Source organism: Alsobacter sp. R-9, from assembly GCF_054612375.1.
This window is the reverse complement of sequence record NZ_JBTSWJ010000023.1, coordinates 22,549-44,131: the sequence shown is the minus strand read 5'-3', so window position 1 is coordinate 44,131 and position 21,583 is coordinate 22,549. Positions and strand designations below refer to the sequence as shown.

The 21,583-nt window shown below is 68.4% G+C and carries 22 protein-coding genes; 16 read left to right on the top strand and 6 right to left on the bottom strand.

The features are described 5' to 3' along the window. A partial coding sequence (locus tag ACX9GQ_RS24000; RefSeq protein ID WP_459632142.1) for a hypothetical protein occupies nt 1-2,042 on the top strand: 2,042 nt, incomplete at its 5' end. A 163-nt stretch (nt 2,043-2,205) separates the two neighbouring features. Here the strand turns inward: ACX9GQ_RS24000 and ACX9GQ_RS23995 are convergent. The 5 genes from ACX9GQ_RS23995 to ACX9GQ_RS23975 all read right to left on the bottom strand — a co-directional run bounded on the left by ACX9GQ_RS23995 (nt 2,206) and on the right by ACX9GQ_RS23975 (nt 6,414). Beyond that, the gene (locus ACX9GQ_RS23995) at nt 2,206-2,910 is read right to left on the bottom strand and encodes a fumarylacetoacetate hydrolase family protein (RefSeq protein WP_459632141.1); all 705 of its coding nucleotides are present in this window, start codon (nt 2,908-2,910) and stop codon (nt 2,206-2,208) included. Between the two features lie 36 nt (nt 2,911-2,946). Beyond that, on the bottom strand, nt 2,947-3,699 hold the full coding sequence (locus tag ACX9GQ_RS23990) for an ABC transporter permease (RefSeq protein WP_459632140.1): 753 nt from the start codon (nt 3,697-3,699) through the stop codon (nt 2,947-2,949). A 9-nt stretch (nt 3,700-3,708) separates the two neighbouring features. Beyond that, nucleotides 3,709-4,530, bottom strand: coding sequence for an ABC transporter ATP-binding protein (locus ACX9GQ_RS23985; RefSeq protein ID WP_459632143.1), 822 nt, complete (start codon nt 4,528-4,530; stop codon nt 3,709-3,711). Beyond that, nucleotides 4,530-5,351, bottom strand: a complete 822-nt coding sequence (locus ACX9GQ_RS23980; RefSeq protein WP_459632139.1) for an ABC transporter permease — start codon at nt 5,349-5,351, stop codon at nt 4,530-4,532. Before ACX9GQ_RS23980 ends, ACX9GQ_RS23985 begins: the two co-directional genes overlap by 1 nt. A 76-nt stretch (nt 5,352-5,427) precedes the next feature. Continuing rightward, on the bottom strand, nt 5,428-6,414 hold the full coding sequence (locus ACX9GQ_RS23975; protein ID WP_459632138.1) for an ABC transporter substrate-binding protein: 987 nt from the start codon (nt 6,412-6,414) through the stop codon (nt 5,428-5,430). A gap of 213 nt (nt 6,415-6,627) precedes the next feature. On the opposite strand from ACX9GQ_RS23975, the gene ACX9GQ_RS23970 reads away from it, so the two are divergent. From ACX9GQ_RS23970 to ACX9GQ_RS23935, 8 genes are all read left to right on the top strand, one after another. Next, nucleotides 6,628-7,323 carry a FadR/GntR family transcriptional regulator gene (locus tag ACX9GQ_RS23970; RefSeq protein WP_459632137.1) on the top strand — a complete coding sequence of 232 codons (696 nt, stop codon included), beginning with the start codon at nt 6,628-6,630 and terminating at the stop codon, nt 7,321-7,323. 111 nt (nt 7,324-7,434) lie between these two features. After that, a complete protein-coding gene (locus ACX9GQ_RS23965) occupies nt 7,435-8,331 on the top strand; it encodes an alpha/beta fold hydrolase (protein WP_459632136.1) in 897 nt (298 codons plus the stop codon). A 136-nt stretch (nt 8,332-8,467) separates the two neighbouring features. Continuing rightward, on the top strand, nt 8,468-10,087 hold the full coding sequence (locus tag ACX9GQ_RS23960) for an ABC-F family ATP-binding cassette domain-containing protein (protein ID WP_459632135.1): 1,620 nt from the start codon (nt 8,468-8,470) through the stop codon (nt 10,085-10,087). A 184-nt stretch (nt 10,088-10,271) separates the two neighbouring features. Further along, nucleotides 10,272-11,360, top strand: a complete 1,089-nt coding sequence (locus ACX9GQ_RS23955; protein WP_459632134.1) for a class I SAM-dependent methyltransferase — start codon at nt 10,272-10,274, stop codon at nt 11,358-11,360. 106 nt (nt 11,361-11,466) lie between these two features. Then, nucleotides 11,467-11,781 (top strand): GYD domain-containing protein, encoded by a 315-nt coding sequence (locus ACX9GQ_RS23950; protein WP_459632133.1) that lies wholly within the window; start codon nt 11,467-11,469, stop codon nt 11,779-11,781. 40 nt (nt 11,782-11,821) lie between these two features. Beyond that, the gene (locus tag ACX9GQ_RS23945; protein ID WP_459632132.1) at nt 11,822-12,205 is read left to right on the top strand and encodes a hypothetical protein; all 384 of its coding nucleotides are present in this window, start codon (nt 11,822-11,824) and stop codon (nt 12,203-12,205) included. Nucleotides 12,206-12,306: 101 nt separating this feature from the next. Next, nucleotides 12,307-13,182, top strand: a complete 876-nt coding sequence (locus ACX9GQ_RS23940) for an MBL fold metallo-hydrolase (RefSeq protein ID WP_459632131.1) — start codon at nt 12,307-12,309, stop codon at nt 13,180-13,182. After that, entirely contained in the window at nt 13,172-13,924 is a 753-nt protein-coding gene (locus ACX9GQ_RS23935) for an ankyrin repeat domain-containing protein (RefSeq protein WP_459632130.1), read from the top strand. Before ACX9GQ_RS23940 ends, ACX9GQ_RS23935 begins: the two co-directional genes overlap by 11 nt. Nucleotides 13,925-13,945: 21 nt before the next feature. On the opposite strand, the gene ACX9GQ_RS23930 is transcribed toward ACX9GQ_RS23935, so the two are convergent. Continuing rightward, on the bottom strand, nt 13,946-14,338 hold the full coding sequence (locus tag ACX9GQ_RS23930; RefSeq protein WP_459632129.1) for a hypothetical protein: 393 nt from the start codon (nt 14,336-14,338) through the stop codon (nt 13,946-13,948). 230 nt (nt 14,339-14,568) lie between these two features. Here ACX9GQ_RS23930 and ACX9GQ_RS23925 point away from each other — a divergent pair, with 230 nt between their 5' ends. From ACX9GQ_RS23925 to ACX9GQ_RS23895, 7 genes are all read left to right on the top strand, one after another. Beyond that, complete coding sequence (locus ACX9GQ_RS23925) at nt 14,569-15,720, top strand: M24 family metallopeptidase (protein WP_459632128.1); 1,152 nt, start codon at nt 14,569-14,571, stop codon at nt 15,718-15,720. A 169-nt stretch (nt 15,721-15,889) separates the two neighbouring features. After that, nucleotides 15,890-16,420, top strand: coding sequence for a GAF domain-containing protein (locus tag ACX9GQ_RS23920; RefSeq protein ID WP_459632127.1), 531 nt, complete (start codon nt 15,890-15,892; stop codon nt 16,418-16,420). Next, the gene (locus ACX9GQ_RS23915) at nt 16,417-18,006 is read left to right on the top strand and encodes an ABC transporter substrate-binding protein (RefSeq protein ID WP_459632126.1); all 1,590 of its coding nucleotides are present in this window, start codon (nt 16,417-16,419) and stop codon (nt 18,004-18,006) included. Before ACX9GQ_RS23920 ends, ACX9GQ_RS23915 begins: the two co-directional genes overlap by 4 nt. Nucleotides 18,007-18,013: 7 nt before the next feature. Further along, entirely contained in the window at nt 18,014-19,039 is a 1,026-nt protein-coding gene (locus ACX9GQ_RS23910; protein WP_459632125.1) for an ABC transporter permease, read from the top strand. Further along, entirely contained in the window at nt 19,039-19,968 is a 930-nt protein-coding gene (locus ACX9GQ_RS23905) for an ABC transporter permease (protein ID WP_459632124.1), read from the top strand. Before ACX9GQ_RS23910 ends, ACX9GQ_RS23905 begins: the two co-directional genes overlap by 1 nt. Then, complete coding sequence (locus tag ACX9GQ_RS23900) at nt 19,961-20,809, top strand: ABC transporter ATP-binding protein (RefSeq protein WP_459632123.1); 849 nt, start codon at nt 19,961-19,963, stop codon at nt 20,807-20,809. Before ACX9GQ_RS23905 ends, ACX9GQ_RS23900 begins: the two co-directional genes overlap by 8 nt. Then, the gene (locus tag ACX9GQ_RS23895) at nt 20,802-21,566 is read left to right on the top strand and encodes an ABC transporter ATP-binding protein (protein WP_459632122.1); all 765 of its coding nucleotides are present in this window, start codon (nt 20,802-20,804) and stop codon (nt 21,564-21,566) included. Before ACX9GQ_RS23900 ends, ACX9GQ_RS23895 begins: the two co-directional genes overlap by 8 nt. Nucleotides 21,567-21,583: the final 17 nt, after the last annotated feature.

The following is a 21,583-nucleotide window of genomic DNA, read 5'->3' as shown; positions in this document are numbered from 1 at the left end:
TCCGGAGCGGCGCGACGTGGCTCGGGCAGGTCTATGCCGGCGCCGTGATGGATGAGGTGGGGTGGCCGGCGCAGGGATCGACGGGGGAGGGTATGTTCGGCGGACCATCGCCCACTTCCTCCCTGTCTCCGCCGCCGGAGCTGCTGGCGCCCTGCATCGCCTACGTCGAGGCCGACTGGATGTTGCGCCGCATCCAGGCACTGAGGGCACTCGTGCTCAAGGCCACACGCTCCGCCCTCGACGCAGTCGGCGTTTTCGAGGACGCCTGGCGCGAGATCGTTGGTCTCGCGACCCGTCTCAACGACGAGGCGCGGGCAAGTGGCGGGGCGCTGCCCTTCTGCGACATCGCGCTCGGCCTCGTGCTCGAGGCCGAGGCTCTGGACGCCGTCGGGATGCTCGCGCGAGCCGCCCGTGCCGGACCACGCCGTGGCCTCCTGCTCGTTCGGATGCCAGTAGCGGAAACGGTCTCGCCGGGTCCGGTGAAAGGGCCGGACCCGGCGTCGATCGCCATGGCCGCCGCCGCCGACCTCGCCACGCTCTCGGGCTATGAGCAGCGCACCGCCTCCCGCGCCCGCCGTGCGCGGCGCGCCATCGAGGCCTGGCGTCGCGATCACCGGACGAGCGCTCCTCTCCGCCAGGAACCGGCGGCGCCGCGCAGGACGCCCGAAGGCCTTGTCGCCGCCATCGCTTCGGCTCTCGGGGAGCCCGCCAAGGGCGACATGGCGTCTCGCCGGCGCCAGCAGGAGCGCAATCGGCAGGAGCGCGCCCGACAGGAGCGCTGCCTGCGTGACCTCGCGCCCGCCAAGGACCGCACCGGGCTCGCTGTGCGGGCGCTGGTGTGGGACGGTCTCCTGGAGGATGCGGGTTGGGCGCTGATCGCCGCCGCGCAGGAGGCCGTCCTCCTCGACCACGGCACGCTGTCCCGCCGCTTCATCCGCCTCGCCAGCATCGCGGTGGCGCGCCACGCCGCCTGGCGCGCAATGGTGTTCACGCTGGCCGACATCCAGAACTTTTGCGAACTGCAGGAGATCATGCGCAAGCGCCGCCAGGGGGAAGAGCTTATCCGCCAGGCGTTGGAGGCGTTCCAAGACATCGAACCGACGGTGCGTCGCCGCATTGAGGCAGAGCGCCGCCGCGAAAAAATCCGTGCAAACGAACCTGGGGGGGAGGGGGTGGACTCGGACGACGCCGGCACGACGGAGCAGCGCGCAGAGAAAACTGCGACGAACGAACCTGACTTGGAAGAGGGGGCGGCGATTGCGATCGAGGCCCTGTCAGGGTGGAGCGGCGACCTCTCGGCTGCGGTGATCACGCAGGACCGGGTAGAGTCGTTTGGCCTACAGGCTGCTGCCGCAGATCATTCCGTGAAAAAATCGCCGGTCGGAGAGAGCGATGCGGTTTCGTCGACGAGGGCGCCGCTCTCGCGCGAGGAACTCACGATCCTCGGATTCTGGCACCGGCCACACACGGCCCAGGAGATCGCCACGCTCCAGCACGCTCGCGAAGCGTGGGAGCGCGTTCGAGGTCCCTTGGACAATCGCATCGGAGGAGCGGGTGGGCAGGGGCTGGCTCTTGCCGTGGAGCGTGACAGACCTGATCTTGGCTTCCGTCCAGGCTCGGGAGAAAGTATGCGGACGAACGAACCTGGGGACGAGCCCGGGACGGAGGCCCTCGTTACTGACGGGCGCCTCAGCGGTCCGGCGACCCACCGCGGCCCCGACCCGCACGCGCCGGCCAGCAAGTCTCACCCCTGGGACGGCATCGTCCCGCCCGAGCGACGCGGGGCAGGGACCATGACCGACCCGCTCATCCGGCCCGAGCCCATACAGTGGGTGAGCGTTCCCTCCCGGATCCTGCCGGGCGCCAATCCCGTCGCCGCCGACAACTGGCGCGTGCGAGATCGCCAGCCCGCCCCACAGCGCCTGGCGTCCAGCCTTGGACCCACCGCGCACGATCACGCTGACGACGACGAGGATCACGAATGGGTCCCTCGGAGTGGCGATCGTCTCGGCTTCATTCGCGTCCCAAGGCGACGGAGATGAACTAAGTCTCTATGAATAAGACGAACACAACCTCAGCGTCGCCGTTCGCAGAAGGGGGGGTGCTGTTCGCCCAGCGGACGCAAAAATGCTTCGCGCCGGCTGAGGGCCGGCGCGACTGTATACGTGTGCCGCCAGTCTTGGGGCAGCGGTGCTTCGAGGTCGATCAGGACACGCGGGTGACGAGCGAGCCGAGCCCCTCGACGAAGCCCTCCATCACGTCGCCGCGCTGCACGGCGCCGACGCCCGAGGGCGTGCCCGACATGATGAGGTCGCCGGGGTGCAGCTCGAACAGGCCGGAGAGGTAGGAGATCATCTCCGGCACCTTCCAGATCATCTGGTTGAGGTCGCCCTGCTGGCGAATCTCGCCGTTGACCTTCAGCCAGATGGCGCCCTGCGTGAGGTGGCCGACGCTCGAGGCCGGGACGATGTCACCCATGGGAGCCGAGTGCTCGAACGCCTTGGCGATCTCCCACGGACGGCCGGCCTTCTTGCACTCGTCCTGCAGGTCGCGCCGCGTCATGTCGAGGCCGACGGCATAGCCGTAGACGTGGTCCATCGCCTTCTCGAGCGGGATGTCCTTGCCGCCCTTCGAGAGCGCCACGACCAACTCGATCTCGTGGTGCACGTTCTGGCTGCGCGGCGGGTAGGGGAAGTCGCCGCCCTCGGTGACCACGGTGTTCGGATTCTTCTGGAAGAAGAACGGCGCCTCGCGGTTGGGATCGCCGCCCATCTCGATGGCGTGCGCGGCGTAGTTGCGGCCCACGCAGTAGATCCGGTGCACCGGGAACCGGGAGGTCGTCCCGCGGACCGGCACCGAGACCGTCTGGGGCGCGGGCACGACATAGGCATGGGTCGTGGCGATGTTCATTGTGCGATGTCCTTGTTCTGCACGGTTCGAAAGGCGTCAGCGCGAGGCTGCGAAATAGCTGAACCGCTTCTCCAGCCGGGCCAGCATCTCGTTCAGGGTGAATGCGAAGGCGAAGAGCACGAGCAGCAGCGCCCAGAAGTGCTCCATCAGGAAGTGCGACTGGTAAACTTCGAACAGCGTGCCGAAGCCGACGACGGACACGAGCAGCTGGCCGATGATCACGCCCTTGACGGCGCGGATCATGCCGAGCCGCACGCCGGCCAGGATTTCGGGAAGGGCGGCCCACACGTAGATCTTCGTGAAGGCCTGCCAGCCGCTCGCGCCGAAGCTGCGCGCCATCTCCACGAGCGAGGGCGAGATCGCCCGCACGCCCGCCCGGGTGTTGAGCACGATGATCCACATCGCGAACAGGACGACGGTGAGGATGATCGTCGTCTCGCCGAGCCCGAACACCACCATGATGACCGGGACGAGGGCGCTGAGCGGCGCGGACAGGAACAGGTTGACCCACGGCAGCAGCAGGCGGTCCGCGATGACGTTGCGGCCCATGAGGATCCCGAGCGGAATGCCGACGACGAGCGCGATGGCGTTGCCGACGACGAAGGCCTTCCCGGTGATGTACAGCGCCTCGCCGAACGAGGCCGTCGGGACGATCTCGACGACGCGCCCGGCGATGGCCGAGAGGGGCGGCAGGATGAAGCCCGCCTCCGTGTGCCCGACAATTTCCCAAACGACGGCCCAGACGATCAGGGCCGCCATCATCGGGAGCTGGTATCCTGCCACGACCATGGGACGTCCTCAGTCCAGATAGCGCTTGAGCTGCTGCCAGATGTCCTCGACGGCGTCGAGGTAGGCGCTGTCGCGGCGGATCTTCTCGGGATCGTCGCCGCGCGCGATCTTCGGCTCGATGATCGCCGAGACGCGGCTCGGTCGGCGCGACAGCAGCACGATCCGGTCGGAGACGTAGACCGCCTCCTCGATGCTGTGCGTGACGAAGAGGAAGGTCTTTCCTTCGCGCGCCACGAGGTCGAGGAGCTCCTCCTGGAACTTGCGGCGGGTCTGCTCGTCGACGGCCGAGAACGGCTCGTCCATCATCACCACCTTGGCATCGACGGCGAGCGCGCGGGCGAGGCCGACGCGCTGGCGCATGCCGCCCGAGAGCTCGTGCGGGTACTTGTGCTCGAAGCCCTTCAGGCCGACGCGGGCGATGTGGCGCTCGGCGATGGCCTCGCGCTCCGAGCGCGCCATGCCGCGCAGCTCGAGCCCGAAGGCGACGTTGCGCAGCACGCTCGCCCACGGCATCAGCGCGAAGTCCTGGAACACGAAGGCCCGCTCCGGCCCGGGGCCGGTGACCTGCCGGCCGTCGACGATCACCGTGCCGCTGGTGGCGGGGATGAGCCCGGCGATGATCTTGAGGAGGGTGGTCTTGCCGCAGCCCGAGGGGCCGAGCAGGGTCGTCAGGCGTCCCTCGGGGAAGTCCAGCGTGATGCCGGACAGGGCCTCGATGCCCCCGGCATAGGTCTTGGTGATCCCCTTCACCTCGACGATCGCGCGCGGCGACGTCGCCGCGACGGCGGGGGAGGGCGGGGCCGGCTGCGCGGCGGCGAGCGAGGACGACATCATGAACGCTTCTCCGGCCGGAACAGGGTCACCTCGACCCGCTCCAGCAGCTCGATGAACAGGACGGCAAAGACGATGATGGACAGGATCGCCGCGTACATCTTCGGGTAGTCGGCGACGGACTGGTTGTAGGAGATGACGTCGCCGATGCCCGTGGGCGTGATCAGCAGTTCGGCCAGGATCACGCCGATGAACGCGGCGGCGCTGCCGAGCCGCAGCCCGGAAAAGATCATCGGGCTCGCCGACGGCAGGATGACGAGGCGGATCGACTGCGAGCGCGTCGCGAGGAAAGAGCGCGACATCTCGAGCAGCGACTGGGGCGTGTTGCGCACCGCGCCGAGCGTGTTCAGCACGATCACCGGCATCGCCATGATGCACACCGTCAGCACCTTGGCGGTGAGCCCGATCCCGTAGGCGAAGGTCAGCACCGGAATGAGCGCGGCGAGCGGAGCCGCCTGCGCGACGATGAAGATCGGCGCGATCAGCCACTCGGACGGTCGGTGCAGCCCCATGAGCACGCCGAGGCCCACGCCGATGAAGACGGACGCGGCCAGGCCGATGGCGAGAGGCTTCAGCGTCACCGCGAAGGCCTTCACGAGCGTCCCGTCGGCGATCAGCTCGCGGAGCGCCGCGAGCGTGTCGAGGAAGGTCGGAAACGCAGCACTGAGCGGGATGCGCCCTGCGTACTCCCACAGCCCCAGGACGGCCGCGAACGAGACGAACCGCAGAAGCAGCGGGTGCGTGGCGATGTCGAGCCAGCGGGTGCGGTCCGCCGGTGACGGAAGGGACGGGACGGCCGTTGCGACGTCGGTGGATTGCACGGGTTCGGGCCTGTTCACGGAGAGGGCCGGGGCGTGCGACCGGGGCAGGGCCCCGGTCGCCGATGTCGGGAAGGGCTCAGCTGCCGACGGCCTTGCGGGCGCGGTCGAGCGGCGCGAGGTACCAGAAGTCCTCGACCTTGAGCTCGCCGGCCGGGCCCTGCATCTGGCCGGCCTCGACGTAGAACTCGAAGTCCGCCTTGGCGACGTCCGCGTTGCCGCCGGCCGGCGAGTACACGCCTTCCTTGGTCGCCATCGTGTAGAACTTCGTGATGTTCTCCAGCACTTCCTTGGGCTGGTCGGCCATCAGCTTGCGCTTGGCGCGCTCCTGTTCGATCACCGTCGGATCCTTCGCCATCTCGGTCCACAGGCGCAGGAACTCGGTGACGATGATGTCGACCTGCTTCTCGTTCTTCTGGATCCACTCGATGTTGCCGAACAGCGTCTCGTCGGACGCCGGCTGGCTCACGCCCGGCAGCACGTGGAAGCGGTCGCCCGCCTTTTCCATGAGGAGGTTCTTGTTGGCGAGGTCGACGATGGTGGCGTTGATCTGCCCCTTCATCATGCCGATCACGCGGTTCTCCGAGCCCGGCACGTAGCTGCGCTCGCCGAACTGGATGCCCTCGCGCTTGGCGATGATGTTGCCGATGGCCTCCGTGCCCGTGGCGCGGGCGTGGAACGTGATCGGCTGGCCGTTCATGTCCTTCCAGGTCTTGTACTTCTTGTCGGCGACCGGGAAGAACACGAGGCGCGTGCCCTGGAACAGGATGCGCAGCGGCGCCTTCGACTTCTGCACCACGGCGTAGGGCGTGCCGACGCCGAGGTCGGCCTGGCCGTTGATGACGGCCTGGATCGCGAGATCCTCCTTCGAGAAGTGCGTGACCTGGTAGTCGACGCCCTTCTCCTTGGCGCGGTCGAGGGCGATCACCATCGCCAGGGTCTCGGTCGACAGCACGTCGCCGAGCGCCACCCTCACCTTCGTCTGGGCTTCGGCGGCGCCCACCGTGACAGCCACGATGCCCGCCGCTCCGCAGAACGCAGACAGCAATCCTCCATGCCAGGCCATGCGATCTCCTCCCGAATGGCGCCGATCGAATGCCCGATCGGTCGCAACCAATTCTGTTTTGGTTATGATGGAGAGCATGATTGGTCTGTCAAGGGGATCATTTCGGGGAATTTCAACGACGAGCTTCAGCGGAACGGCAACCAATCCGGAAATGGTTGAATTCATCCCGCGGCTGTGGCATGGGATGCCAAAGTAGAAGACCTGACCTTCGCCATGGATGACCGCGTCGATTCGCAGACGGAGTACGCCTTCTCGGGCGTCCTCGCCCAGCTGAGAGGCTACCTGGCCGCGGCCTCGCTGCCGGAGGACGGTCGCCTGCCGCCCGAGCGGGAGCTGGCGGACGCGCTGGGCGTCACGCGGACCGAGGTGCGCAAGGCCCTGGCGGTGCTGGAACGGGAAGGGCAGATCTGGCGGCATGTCGGCAAGGGCACCTTCCTGGGCAGCCGGCCGCCGCAACTCGTCGATATCGCCGACCTCGCCCAGCGCTCGAACCCGCTGCAGGTGATGAAGGCGCGCATCGCGCTCGAGCCTGAACTTGCGCGCCTGGCCGCGGTCAACGGAACGCCGGCGGACCTCGCTGCGCTTGCCGAACTCGCGGTCGCCTGCCGCGACGCGGAGACGTGGCGCGAGTACGAGGCCTTCGACTCCAAGTTCCACCACCAGGTCGCCGAGGCGGCGCACAACCCCATCCTGCTTGCGCTGCTCGAGACGCTGAATGCCGTGCGTCGTGCGGTGACGTGGGGACGCAGCCGCCCCGACCACGCGCGCCCCGCCGCCGACCACCACAGCTTCGACGACCATGACCGGATCGTCGCCGCGCTCAACGACCGGCAGCCGGGCCTCGCCGCCGACGCCATGCGCCGGCACCTGCAGAACGTCGAGGACCGTCTGGTCGGCCGGATCGGCTGAAGGCTCTCCGCCCGCGACACAGCCGGCCGCGCGCTCAGCCTCGACGCAAGCTCGTCACGAACCGCCGCAACGGGCACAATCAGGCTGTTGAACCAGCCTCCGGAGGTCGACATGACCCTGCCGCCCGTCCGCCATTCCGACGTCGTCGCGAACGGCGTCCGCCACCACGTCGCGGAGTGCGGCGAGGGGCCGCCGGTGCTTCTCCTGCACGGCTGGCCGGAGTTCTGGGCTGCATGGGAGCCGCTCTTCGCCCGGCTCTCCCATCGCTACCGGCTGATCGCGCCGGACTTCCGCGGTTTCGGCCTCTCCGAGAACCCCCATCCGGAGCCGACCGACACGGTCAACGCGCACTCGCTCGCCGACGACGTCGCCGCCCTCATGGATACCCTCGAGCTCAAGCAGGCCGGAATCGTCGGCCATGACGTCGGCGCCAACGTCATGCTGAGCTTCGGCGTTCGCCATGCGGCACGGGCGACGGGGCTCGTCTTCTTCAACTGCCCGACGCACGGCGTCGGCGCCCGCTGGCGCGCCCCCTCGCACATCAACGAGATCTGGTACCAGACCTTCCACCAGCAGCCCTGGGCGGCGGCGATGGTGACGTCGTCGCGAGAGAACTGCCGCCGCCACATCGGCCACTTCCTCCATCACTGGGCGCACCGGAAGGACGCGTTCGACGCCGTGCTGGAGCGGTGGGTGGACAACTTCATGCGCCCGGGAAACATGCAGGGCGGCTTCAATTGGTACATCGGCCAGAACGCCGGGCGCCTCGCCGTGATGGCGGAGACCGCGCCGAAGCCGCCGAAGATCACGGTTCCGTCGCGCGTGCACTGGGGTCGGCACGACCCCATCCTGCGGTCCGACTGGGCCGACGTCCTGCCCGCTTATTTCGAGAACGTCGAACTCTCCTTCGCCGAGGAAGCCGGCCACTTCGTGCATTACGAGCAGCCGGACGAGGCGGCGGCCGTGATCGACGGTTTCTTCAGGCGGCTCGCCGCCGCGCGGGACTGAGATGCCGGGTGGATCTGCGCCGTCGTCGCTGCACGCAGCTTGCGCGGAGGCTTCCCATCGAAACCCTGCCGCCCAGGCCTGACCGGACGCCTCACATCGTGCATAAGGGCGCCCGCAGCGACACGGCCGGGGTTCCATGATTCGACTCGAGAACATCAGCAAGCAGAACGGACACCAGATCCTCTTCATCGAGGCCGCCGCCGCCGTGCAGCAGGGCGAGAAGGTGGGCCTCGTCGGCCCCAACGGCGCCGGCAAGTCGACCCTGTTCCGCATGATCATCGGCACGGACGTCCCGGATGAAGGGCAGGTGATCGTCGAGCGCGGCGTCAGCATCGGCTACTTCAGCCAGGATGTGGGCGAGATGTCCGGCCGCAGCGCCGTCGCCGAGGTGATGGACGGGGCCGGGCCGGTCAGCGAGGTCGCAGCCGAGCTGCGCGAACTCGAGGCGGCGATGACCGATCCTGACCGCGCCGACGAGATCGAGGCGCTGGTCGAGCGCTACGGCGAGGTGCAGAGCCGCTACGACGAACTTGGCGGATACACGCTGGAAGGGCGCGCCCGTGAGGTGCTGGCGGGCCTCAGCTTCAGCCAGGAGATGATGGACGCCGATGTCGGTGCTCTCTCCGGCGGCTGGAAGATGCGCGTCGCCCTCGCCCGCATCCTGCTGATGCGCCCCGACGTGATGCTGCTCGACGAGCCGAGCAACCATCTCGACATCGAGAGCCTGATCTGGCTGGAGAACTTCCTCAAGGGCTACGAGGGCGCCCTGCTCATGACCTCGCACGACCGCGAGTTCATGAACCGCATCGTCCGCAAGGTGATCGAGATCGATGGGGGATCGCTGACCACCTATGCCGGCGACTACGTCTTCTATGAGCAGCAGCGGGCGTTGAACGAGCGGCAGCAGCAGGCGCAGTTCGAGCGCCAGCAGGCCATGCTCGCCAAGGAGCTGCGCTTCATCGAGCGGTTCAAGGCGCGCGCCTCGCATGCCGCTCAGGTTCAGAGCCGTGTGAAGAAGCTCGACAAGATCGAGCGTGTGGAGCCGCCGCGCCGGCGGCAGGTCGTATCCTTCGACTTCCCGCCCGCGCCCCGCTCGGGAGACGACGTGGTCAGCCTGCGCAACGTGCACAAGGCCTATGGCAGCCGCCGCATCTACGAGGGCCTGGACTTCCAGGTCCAGCGCCGCGAGCGCTGGTGCATCATGGGCGTCAACGGGGCGGGCAAGTCGACGCTGCTCAAGCTCGTGGCCGGCGCAACGGAACCGGACGACGGCACCGTCACCATCGGCAGCAGCGTGAAGATGGGCTACTTCGCCCAGCACGCGATGGACCTGCTCGACGGCGAGCGCACCGTCTTCGAGACTCTGGAGGGCACCTTCCCGCAGGCGAACCAGGGGTCGCTTCGGACCCTGGCCGGATGCTTCGGCTTCTCGGGCGACGACGTGGAGAAACGGTGCCGCGTCCTGTCCGGGGGCGAGAAGGCACGGCTCGTGATGGCGCTGATGCTCTACGACCCGCCGAACCTGCTGGTGCTCGACGAGCCGACGAACCACCTCGACATGGCGACGAAGGACATGCTCGTGCAGGCGCTGTCCGAGTACGAGGGCACGATGCTGTTCGTCTCGCACGACAGGCACTTCCTCGCCTCGCTGTCGAACCGCGTGCTCGAGATCACGCCGGACGCCGTGCACCAGTACGGGGGCGGCTACCTCGAATACGTCGCGCGGACGGGGCACGAGGCGCCGGGCGTAGGCTGAATTTCCCGTCGAGCTTGAGCTGCCCCGACTGCGGCGACACTGCCCGTCGGCGAGTACGCTTTCACGCATTCACATTTTGGTGATCGGACCGAACCGAGCCGTGGCGGGCGTACAATGAACGGCAAGGCGGCCCAGACGGGATCGTCCGGCCGGCATATCGCTCCAACCCGCGTGGAGGTTCGCCGTGTCCGCTTCCCCCGAACCGTCTTCCAACGTTTCACCCGTCGACGAAACCAGGCTGAACGCCTTCGTCGGACGCATCCTCGACGACCTCGGCGGCGCCACGTCCGCCGCGCTGGCGCTCGTCGGTGACCACCTCGGTCTCTTCAAGGCGCTGGCGGAGGGGGCCTGCGGCTCGCAGCAACTCGCGCTTCGGACGGGTACGTCCGAGCGGATGGTCCGTGAATGGCTCGCCGCCATGGGTGCGAGCGGCTATCTCCACTACGATCCCGCCACGCTTCAGTACGGCCTCTCGCCAGAGGCGGCGATGGTCTTCGCCGACGAGTCGAGCCCCGTCTTCATGGGCGGTTTCTTCGAGTGCATCGCCGACATGTATGTCAGCGAGCCCAGGGTCGAGGCCGCGTTCCGGTCGGGCCGTGGCATGGGCTGGCACGAGCATCACGAGTGCCTGTTCAGGGGCACGGAGCGCTTCTTCCGGACGAGCTACAACCATCATCTGATCGACGAATGGCTGCCTGCTCTGGACGGCGCGGTCGAGCGCCTCGACAAGGGCGCGCTCATTGCCGACGTCGGCTGCGGCCACGGCGCCTCCACGATCCTGATGGCGCGGCGCTTTCCTCGCTCGCGCTTCTTCGGCTTCGACTATCACGCGGCTTCTGTGGAGGCGGCGCGTCGCGCGGCCGAGAAGGCAGGGGTCTCCGACCGGGTGACCTTCAAGGTCGCTGCCGCCAAGGACTATCCCGGCCGGGGCTACGACCTCGTGACCTTCTTCGATTGCCTGCACGACATGGGCGACCCTGCGGGCGCGGCGCGGCACGTGCATCAGACACTGGCGCCGGACGGCTCCTGGATGATCGTCGAGCCCATGGCCGGCGACGCGGTGGAACAGAACTTCAACCCCGTGGGGCGCGTCTACTACGCCGCCTCGACGATGATCTGCACACCCGCCTCCATGGCCCAGGAGGGAGCGGTCGCCCTCGGTGCCCAGGCAGGCCCCGCGAAACTCGGGGCCGTGATCCGGGACGGAGGCTTCCGCGACGTCCGCATCGCGGCCAGCACTCCGTTCAACCTCGTGCTGGAAGCGCGACCGTAGAACGACTCCGCGTCGACCCCGTCGATTCCTGCATTCATTTCATCCCGGTTCCGATTCTCGCTCCGCATGGCCTGCGTCTGTGATCAAGCAAACGGGAGGAACGGCAATGCGCGTGATGTATCTCGCCACCTACGGACCCAACGCCATGAAGGGCGTGATGAACGGCGCCGACCGCGAGCAGGTGATGCGCTCGACCTTCGAGGCGGCCGGCGGGAGGTTCGACGGCATCGCCTTTACCCGGGGTGCGTACGACGTGGTGGTCTTCGGCGATGTTCCGGACCGGACGGCGAGCATGGGGATCGCCATGGCCGTCCGGGCCACGGGTTCGGTTTCCGACCTGTGCGTCCTGGAGGAACTGGACCTTCCCGCCGTCGCGAAGGTGGCCGGCAACGTGGCGAGGGCCTATCGGCCCGCGGGGTGACACCCCGGGCGCAGCGAGAGGATGGTCGCGGAGCACAAGGATGACCTGCGGCGGCATTCGAAGCGGGGTCACCGTCCTGGTCGTCTTGCTGGCCACTTGTGCCCCGGCGTGGCCATGCGAACCGCCGTGCCCCTCGCGGGCGGAGTTCCAGCATCGGCTCGCGCTGGCCGAGGAACATCGCGGTTGGGTGGAGTTCTGGATCGACCTCGACGACCCGGAGGCACGAGCCGAGCTGGGCTTCTTTGCCCATGAAATGCGGCAGGCGGCGGAGGTCCTTTCCGCCGCCCTGCTCGTCGAGGGCCGCCAATGGGAGGTTCAGCGCTCGCGCGTCGCCGTGGAATGGGCATGGTACGAGCGCAAGCGGCGGCAGTTGTCGACGACAGGTGCCAGCGTCACCGGAGTGGTCCGGCGCGGAGGTCGTTAGCGCACAGGCGCTCGTTCGCCGAGGCGCGACCCTGCGAGTGGCGGCGTTGTCCTGCATGCGCTACCGTTTCCGACGCCGGCAAGGCTGCAGGGGGGATACGCATGCCGCTCATCGACGCCTTCTTCGACGATGCCACCAACACCATCAGCTATCTCGTCGCCGACCCGAAGACCGGAAAGGCAGCCATCATCGACCCGGTGCTCGACTACGACATGCGGGCGGGGACCGTCGACATCCGCTCGGTCGAGACGATCCTCTCGGCGGCAAGGGAGAAGGGATACGAGATCGTCTGGACGCTCGAGACGCACGCGCACGCCGACCACCTGTCGGGCTCGCCCTACGTGAAGGCGAAGACCGGCGCGAAGATCGGGATCGGCGACCACATCAAGGACGTCCAGCGGATCTTCCGTCCGATCTTCAATGCCACCGACCTCAGGACGGACGGCAGCGACTTCGACCACCTGTTCAAGGATGGCGAACACTTCTCGATCGGCGACCTCGACGTCGAGTGCATCTACACGCCCGGCCACACGCCGGCCTGCCTCTCGTACCGGATCGGCGACGCGGTGTTCGTCGGCGACACGATGTTCATGCCCGACTACGGCACCGCCCGTGCCGATTTCCCCGGCGGGGATGCGCGAAAGTTGTACGAGTCGATCCGCAGGCTCCTCTCCCTGCCGCCCGAGACGCGCCTCTTCATGTGCCACGACTACAAGGCTCCGGGCCGCGACCACTATGCGTGGGAGACGACGGTTGCCGAGCAGCGGGAACGCAACGTCCACGTGAAGGACGGCGTCACGGCCGACGACTTCGTCGCCATGCGCACCGCACGCGACGCGAAACTCTCGACGCCGGCGCTGCTGCTGCCGTCCATCCAGACCAACATCCGCGCCGGCCGTTTCCCGGCGGCCCAGTCCAACGGGGTCCGGTACCTGATGATCCCGGTGACCTTCAAGGCGGGAGCCGATGCGTTCTGAGCCGGGCGGAACCCGGAGACGCACGACGCTGGCCGGCTTCCTCCGTGGCGCCCTCGCTGTGGCCTGCGGGACGATCCTCGCGTCAGGCTGGTCGCCGCCGGCGGGCGCGCAGACGCCGCCGACTGCGGCCGAGTTACGCGCCTATTCGGGCCTGTTCGCGGCTGCAGCCAGCGGCGACGCCCCCGGCATCGCGCGCCTGATTGCGCAGGGCGCGCCGGTCGACGCCCGCGATGGGCACGGACGCACGGCCCTGCACGTCGCCGCCCATGGCGGTCACCAGGATGCGGTCAGGGCGCTGGTCAAGGGCGGCGCGGACCCGAAGGCGCTCGACTCCCGCCGCTACGACATCGTCACCATCGCCGCGGTGCGGGATGACGAGGCCATGGTACGCCTCGCCATCGCGCTCGGCGCGGACCCGCGGGCGATCACCAGCCCTTATGACGGTACGGCGCTGATCGCCGCGGCGCATCTCGGTCATGACGGTGTCGTCAGGGCGCTCGTCGAGGCTGGTGCACCCCTCGACCATGTCAACAACCTCGGCTGGACCGCGGTGATCGAGTCGATCGTCCTCGGCGACGGCGGCCGGCGCCATGCGGCGACGTTGAAGATTCTCCTCGATGCCGGTGCCGACCCCAACCTGGCGGACCGGCAGGGCGCCACGCCGCTGACGCTCGCCCGCTCGCGCGGATACGACGCCATGGTCGTGATGCTCCAGGACAGGCTTGCGAAGGGCAGGCCCTGACGGGGCGGCGCGGCTCGAAAGTCAGCGGACGGTGACGGTCACCTTGATCGCCTCGAGCACCTCGCCGTTCGAGACGTAGAGCGTGAACTTGTCCTCGCCCGGGGTCGGCCCGGCCTTGTACAGCACGCCGCTGAAGGGAATCTTCGCGGTCTTGCAGCCGAGTTCGGGGTGATTTTCCTCTCCCTCCACGAACTCGAGCCGGCCGAGCCTGGGATCGGGCCGAACGGCGATCCGACCGATGTAGAGCGGCTGGCAGAACGGCCCGTACAGGATCATCTTCATCAGGCCGGTCGTCTTGTTCCGCGGGACCGTGACGCTGATGCTCTCTCGCCAGGCCAGCGACGGGCTGCTGCCCTGGGCAACGAGGACCAGGGCGGCCAGAAGGCTCAGGGCGGCTCTGCGCAAGGCTTTCATGAAGGCCTCCCGTGCTGGCTTGGGCTCGGCATCTTCCGCCCGCCGGCCTGGCGGGCGTTGATCGCTGTCAACGTGGGATCGCGGAAGTTGAATGAACCGAGCCCTATGCAGGACGCGCACTCACGACATGGACGAGCGCCGGCTTCTGAAGGAGGATCGGAATCGATGCCGCCGGCGTCAGGCTCTCCTCCCAGAGGCCCGCGGGCGGTCGAAACAGCGTGAGGCTCAGCATGGCATCAGATCCCTCGAGGCTGCGGCGTTTCCAGGCGCTGCTGGCGGGGAAGGCCGACCTGGCGTTTGTCCCGGTCTGCACCGATCTCGACTATCTCGCGGGCATCCCGCGCGACATTCCCAACTACGGGGTGACGCTCCATCCGGGTGGGTGGCTGGAAGGGGCGTGGCTCACGCCGACGCACGCGCCGGTGCTGGCGCTGCCGCGGATGTCCGCGGAGTACGGAGGCCTCGGGGCCGCGCAGGGCATCGACATCCGCGTGCTGGGCGACTGGGACGATCCCGAGCAGCTGGCGCGGGACATCCTGCAGGGGTTCGACCTCCCGGCGCGTCCGCGGATCGCGGTCAGCGACAAGGCCGAGGGCGAATCGCTGATCCACCTGCAGCGGATGTTGCCGGACGCCGTGTTCGTGTCCGCGACGCAGATCCTGCGAACGCTGCGCACCGTGAAGAGCCCCGAGGAGATCGCGTTGATGAAGGAGGCCGGCCGCATGACGGAGGCTGCCTTCGCCGAGGTCCTGCCGAAGCTCAAGCTGGGCATGACGGAGCTCGACGTCATCGCGGAGGTCGACTTCCAGATGAAGCGCCAGGGATCCCTCGGCGCGACCTTCACCACGTCCCTCTACAACACGGGCCCCAACCATCCCCTGCTGCTGGGGAACCGTCTCGAATCCTGGAAGAGACGCCTCGACCCGCCGGTCTCCGTGCTGTTCGACTTCGGCGCCTCGCACAAGGGCCTCTGCTACGACTATGGGCGGACGGTCTCCTTCGGCGAGCCCTCCGCCGAGCAGGTGCGGGTGCATCGCCTGATCATGGACGCGCAGCGCGCGGGCATTGCGGCCCTGAAGGCCGGCGCCGCGACCTGTGAGCAGGTGGACCAGGCCGCGCGGCAGGTCATCGCGGACGCCGGCTACGGCGGGTTCTTCCGCCACCGGCTCGGCCACGGCATCGGATGGGACGTACACGAGCCGCCCTTCCTCACCAAGGGCGACGCGACGCCGGTGAGCGAGGGCATGATGTTCACGATCGAGCCGTCGATTCTCCAGGCGACGGGCGCCAGCGCACGGGTCGAGGACGTCATCGTCGCCCGGCCGGGCGGCGGCGAGCCGCTCACCGGCGGCTTCCAGGACCTCTACGTCGTCGACCGCTGAGCCGGTCTGCGCACGCGGCCCTGATGACCGGCGTCCTCATCATGCACGCGGCTGAGGCCTGCGGCACGGCGAAGCCTGTGCGCATCCCCGGTTGCAGTCTACGCTGCGCCGGCGATGATGCGGCTGCGGTGCAGGTGCGTCCGTCCGAACCGCCATGGAGCCTTCCGGGATGAGTCCCCCGCTGACCCTGAGCCTTGCCCGCGTCGCCCGCGCGTGGCGTGACGCGTCCCAGCCAGCCGCGACCTTCGAGGCCGCGGGAGAGGCGTTCCGTGAGCAGGTCGGGTTCGGCCTCTACACGGTCACGCACATCCTTCCGGGAGGACGCGAGGTCGAGCGGCTGCATTCGACCAACCCGGCTGCCTACGCCGTGGGAGGGCGCAAGCCGGTGATCCCGAACGCCTTCCGCGAGCAGATGTTCGGGACGGGGCAGCCCTTTCTCGGGCGGACCCCGGTCGACTTCAGCCCCTATTTCCCCGATCACGCGTTCATCGTCAGCCTCGGCCTCGGCTGCGTGATCAACCTTCCGCTGTTTTTCGCCGGCGCCCCGCTCGGCTCGGTCAACCTGCTCGACCGCGAGGGCGCCTACGACACGGAACACGTCGAACCCGCGCTCGCCATCGCGCAGATGGTGGTGCCGGCGCTGATCGCCCGCGGCCTCGCGGTCGCGGAACCTACGTCTGTGGAGGGAGAAAGCCCATGAAAAGACTTGGAAGCCTGCTCGGCGCCGCGGCCCTGATGCTGGGCGCCGCCGTCACCCCCCTGATGGCCAAGACGCCGCCGGGCGTGCTCGTCGTCGCCAAGAACATCGACGACATCGTCAGCCTCGACCCGGGGCAGGCCTACGAGTTCACGGGCGGCGAGATCGTCTCCCAGATCTACGAGCGGCTGGTGGAGTACAACCCGGCCAAGATCGAGGAGCTGAAGCCGGGCCTCGCCTCCGCCTGGAAGATCTCCGACGACGGCAAGAGCATCGCCTTCACGCTGCGCGAGGGCGCGAAGTTCGCGTCAGGAAATCCGGTGCGGCCAGAGGACGTCGTGTTCTCGTTCCGCCGCGTCATCGTGCTGAACAAGCCGCCGGCGTTCATCCTCAAGCAGTTCGGCTGGACGCCGGAGAATGTCGAGCAACTCGTCCGCAAGACCGCGCCCAACGAGGTGACGATCACCGTCAACGGCAGCTTCGCGCCGTCCTTCGTGCTCAACGCGCTCGGCGCCCGGGTCGGCTCGATCGTCGACGCCGAGACGGCAATGAAGAACGCGAAGGACGGAGATCTCGGCAACGCCTGGCTGTCCCGCAACTCGGCCGGCTCGAACTCCTACCGTCTGGAGACCTGGCGTCCGAACGAGACGGTCGTGCTCGTCGCCAATCCCAACGCGAACCAGAAGCCGAAGACCCCTCAGGTCGTCTTCGCCCACGTGGCGGAGGCGGCGACACAGCGCCTGATGCTCGAGGCCGGCGACGCCGACATGGCCCGCAACCTCGGCCCTGACCAGATCGCGGCCGTCTCGGGCAAGCCCGGCATCGTCGTGGAGACGTATCCGCAGGCCGCGGTCCACTTCCTCTCCCTCAACGTGAAGCACGAGAAGCTGAACAAGCCCGCGCTTTGGGAGGCGATGCGCTACATGATCGACTACGACGGCATGGCCGACAAGCTGCTCAAGGGGCAGATGAAGGTCCACCAGACCTTCTGGCCGGTCGGCTTCCCCGGCGCCGTCGAGGACCGTCCCTACAAGCTCGACATCGAGAAGGCGAAGTCGATCCTCGAAAAGGCTGGCATCAAGGACCTGTCGATCGCCGTCGACATGATCTCCTCCTCGCCGTTCACCGAGATCGGCCAGTCGATCCAGGCCACCTTCGGGCAGGCCGGCGTGAAGGTGACGCTGGTGCCCGGGGCCTCGACGCAGGTCATTACCCGCTATCGCGCCCGCCAGCAGGAGGCCGCGATCCTCTACTGGGGTCCGGACTTCATGGATCCCCATTCGAACGCCAAGGCCTTCGCCTACAACGTCGACAACTCCGACGGCGCCTACCAGAGCACCACGACGTGGCGCAACTCGTGGATGCCGGCTCCGGAGGTGTCTGCGAAGACCATGGCCGCGCTCGTCGAGCGGGACCCGGCGAAGCGCCTCGAAATGTATCGGGAGCTGCAGCGGGAGATCCTGCGCAACTCGCCGTGGGCCATGACCTTCCAGGCCCAGGCGCAGGTCGCGCTCCGCGACAACGTGAAGGGCTTCGTCCACGGCGCGACGAACGACCTCATCGTTTATCGCGACGTCGAGAAGAAGTGACGGACGGATGAGCGGTCCCGCCCGCGTCCTGCCCGTCCTGCTGCGAACCGGCTTCGGCCTGGTCAGCACGCTGGCGGGACTGCTCCTCGTCACCTTCGTGATCGGCCGCGTGATGCCGATCGATCCCGTCGTGGCCGTGGTTGGCGACAAGGCCTCGGCCCAGACCTACGCCGCCGCGCGCGAGCAACTGGGCCTCGACCAGCCGCTCCACGTCCAGTTCCTGCGCTACATCGGCGGCGTGGCGCGCGGCGACCTCGGCACCTCGACGGTATCGAACCGCCCCGTCGCCGAGGACATCGCGCGGGTCTTCCCCGCCACCATCGAGCTCGCGACGCTGGGAATCCTGATCGGCGTCCTGTTCGGCGTGCCGCTCGGCGTCTACGCGGCCTACCGGCTCAACCAGTGGCCGGACCACGTGATCCGGGTCCTGGCCCTGTTCGGCTTCTCGACGCCGGTGTTCTGGCTCGGCCTGCTCGGCCTGCTCGTGTTCTATTCCTGGCTCGGATGGATCGGCGGCCCCGGTCGCATCGGCATCGCCTACCGCTTCACCGTGCCCTCGCGGACGGGCTTCATGCTCGTCGACACGCTGCTGGCGGGAAGGCCGGACGCGTTCCTCAACGCCCTTTCCCACATCGTGCTGCCCGCGACCCTGATCGGGTACTACGCGATGGCCTACATCGCCCGCATGACCCGCGGTTTCATGATCGAGGAACTGAACAAGGAGTACGTCACCACCGCGCGGATCAAGGGAGCCAGCGAGGCGCGTGTCCTGTGGCGGCATGCCTTTCCCAACATCCTCGTTCCACTGGTGACGGTGATCGCCCTGTCCTACGGGCTGCTGCTCGAGGGGACGGTGCTGATCGAGACGGTGTTCTCGTGGCCGGGCCTCGGCCTCTACATCACCAACGGGCTGTTTACGGCCGACATGCCGGCCGTCCTCGGCGGGACGCTCGTTGTCGGCCTCGTCTTCGTGGTCCTCAACAAGGCGAGCGAGTTCAGCTACGCCTTCCTCGACCCGCGGACGAGCCGCTGATGTCGGCCCCCGCAGCCTCCGCCTCGCCGTCGCCCGCCGAGCAGCAGGGGATCGCCGCGTCCGTGCCGACCTCGCGGCGCGAGGCCGGGATCGCGCTGGCGCGACAGCGCTTCCGCCGCGTGATCGCAAACCCGTCGTCCCTGACGGGGCTCGTCATCGTCGTCCTGTTCGTGCTGGTCGCGGTGTTCGCGCCGCTGCTCGCCCCTTACGATCCGGACGCACAGGACTTCGCCGTGCGGTTGAGCCCGCCCTCGGCGGCGCACTGGCTCGGGACCGACCAGTTCGGGCGCGACGTCTTCAGCCGGCTCGTCTACGGCGCGCGCCCGACGCTCCTGATCGTGCTGATGGTCGTGCTGCTATCCGCTCCGTTCGGGTTCGTCCTCGGCCTGGTGGCAGGGTATGCGGGCGGCTACCTGGAAGCGGTGCTGATGCGGGTGACGGACATCGTCATGGCCTTCCCGCGGCTCGTGCTCGCCCTGGCGCTCGTGGCGGTGCTCAAGCCCGGCCTGATCAACGCGGTGATCGCCATCGCCATCACGGCCTGGCCGCCCTATGCGCGCCTGGCGCGCGCCGAGGCGCTGGCCCTGCGCCATGCCGACTTCGTCGAGGCGGCGCGGGGGCTGGGCATGAGCGCCAGGGGCATCGTGTTCGGGCAGATCATGCCGCTGTGCATGGGCTCCGTCTCCATCCGCGCCACGCTCGACATGGCCGGCATCATCCTCACCGCGGCCGGGCTCGGCTTCCTCGGCCTGGGCGCCCAGCCCCCTCTGGCCGAGTGGGGCGCGATGATCGCGCAGGGGCGCGACCAGGTGTTCGACGCGTGGTGGGTCGCCGCCGCCCCGGGCCTCGCCATCGTCGTCGTCAGCCTCGGCTTCAACCTGCTGGGCGACGGCCTGCGGGACGTCCTGGACCCGAAGCATCATGGCTGAGGCTCCGCTGCTCGACGTCGAGGGGCTCAACGTCGACTTCCCGTCGGCGCAGGGCGACGTGCGCGTGGTCCGCGACGTTTCGATCCGGATGGGACGCGAGAAGGTCGGGATCGTCGGGGAGTCCGGCTCTGGCAAGTCGATGACGGCGCGCGCGCTCGTCGGCCTCGTCCGGCAGCCGGGGCGGGTGACGTCGCGGCGCATGCGGCTCGCCGACGTAGACCTCGCCGCGCTGGACGAGAAGGGCTTCCGCGCCATCCGAGGCAAGCGGATCGCGATGATCCTGCAGGACCCGAAGTTCTCCCTCAACCCGGTCCAGACGGTCGGCCGCCAGATCGAGGAGACGCTTCTGCTCCACGCCACGATGAGCGCGGCCGAACGACGGGACCGTGCCCTCGACATGCTGGCCGAGGTGGGGCTCGATGACCCGCCGCGCGTCTATCGCGCCTATCCCCACGAACTCTCCGGCGGCATGGGCCAGCGCGCCATGATCGCCGCCATGCTGGTGGGAAGCCCCGACCTTCTCATCGCCGACGAGCCGACGAGCGCGCTCGACGTCATGATCCGCGACCAGGTGCTCGCGCTCATGGAACGGCTGGCGGCTGAACGAGGCTTCGGCCTGGTCATCATCAGCCACGACCTCAACATGGTGGCCCGCTTCTGCGACCGCATCGTCGTGATGTACCGCGGTCGCGTCGTGGAGACGCTGGGGGCGGGCGAACTGCACGCAGCGCAGCATCCCTACACGCAGGGGCTCGTCGCCTGCCTGCCCAGCCGGCACACGCGCCACCGCGACCTGCCGGTGCTCTCCCGCGATGCCTCCTGGGAGGCCGGCCTTGGCTGAACCGGCAATCACGGTCGAGAACGTCGACGTCTGGTACACGGGCCGTGAAGGCCGCTTCCAGGCCGTGGCCGGCGCCGGCTTCGACGTCGAGGCGGGCAGCGTGTTCGGGCTCGTGGGCGGCTCGGGATCCGGCAAGTCCACCTTGCTGCGGACGCTGGCCGGACTGTGGTCCGGGTTCTCCGGCCGGGTCCGCATTGCGGGCTACGACCTCGTTCCCGGACGTCGGCCGCCGAGGTCCTTCCACGCCAGCACCCAAATGGTCTTCCAGGATCCGTTCGCGTCGCTGAATCCGCGTCATACGGTCGATCGCACGCTCGCCGACGCGATGCTGCTGCACGGCTTCGGTGACATCGATGTCCGGGTGCCGAGGTTGCTCGACCAGGTCGGCCTCGGCCCGGCCTTCCGCTTCCGATACCCGCACGAGTTGTCGGGAGGTCAGCGCCAGCGCGTCGCCATCGCCCGGGCACTGGCCGTCGAGCCGGCGATCCTGCTGCTGGACGAGCCGACGTCCGCGCTCGACACGTCCGTGCAGGCGGAGATCCTCAACCTGCTGGTCGCCATCAGGCGCGACCGCGGCCTGACGATCGTGCTCGTCACCCACGACCTGGGCGTCGTCGAGCACATGAGCGACCGCATCGCGGTGATGCGGAAGGGTCGCATCGTCCGGCAGCTCGACGTCGAGGCATGGCTGGCGGCGGGCGACGGGGACGGCGAAGGACTGGGGGCCCTCATCGAGGGAAACGAGGCCGTCGTCTAGTCCACCTGGACAGGGTC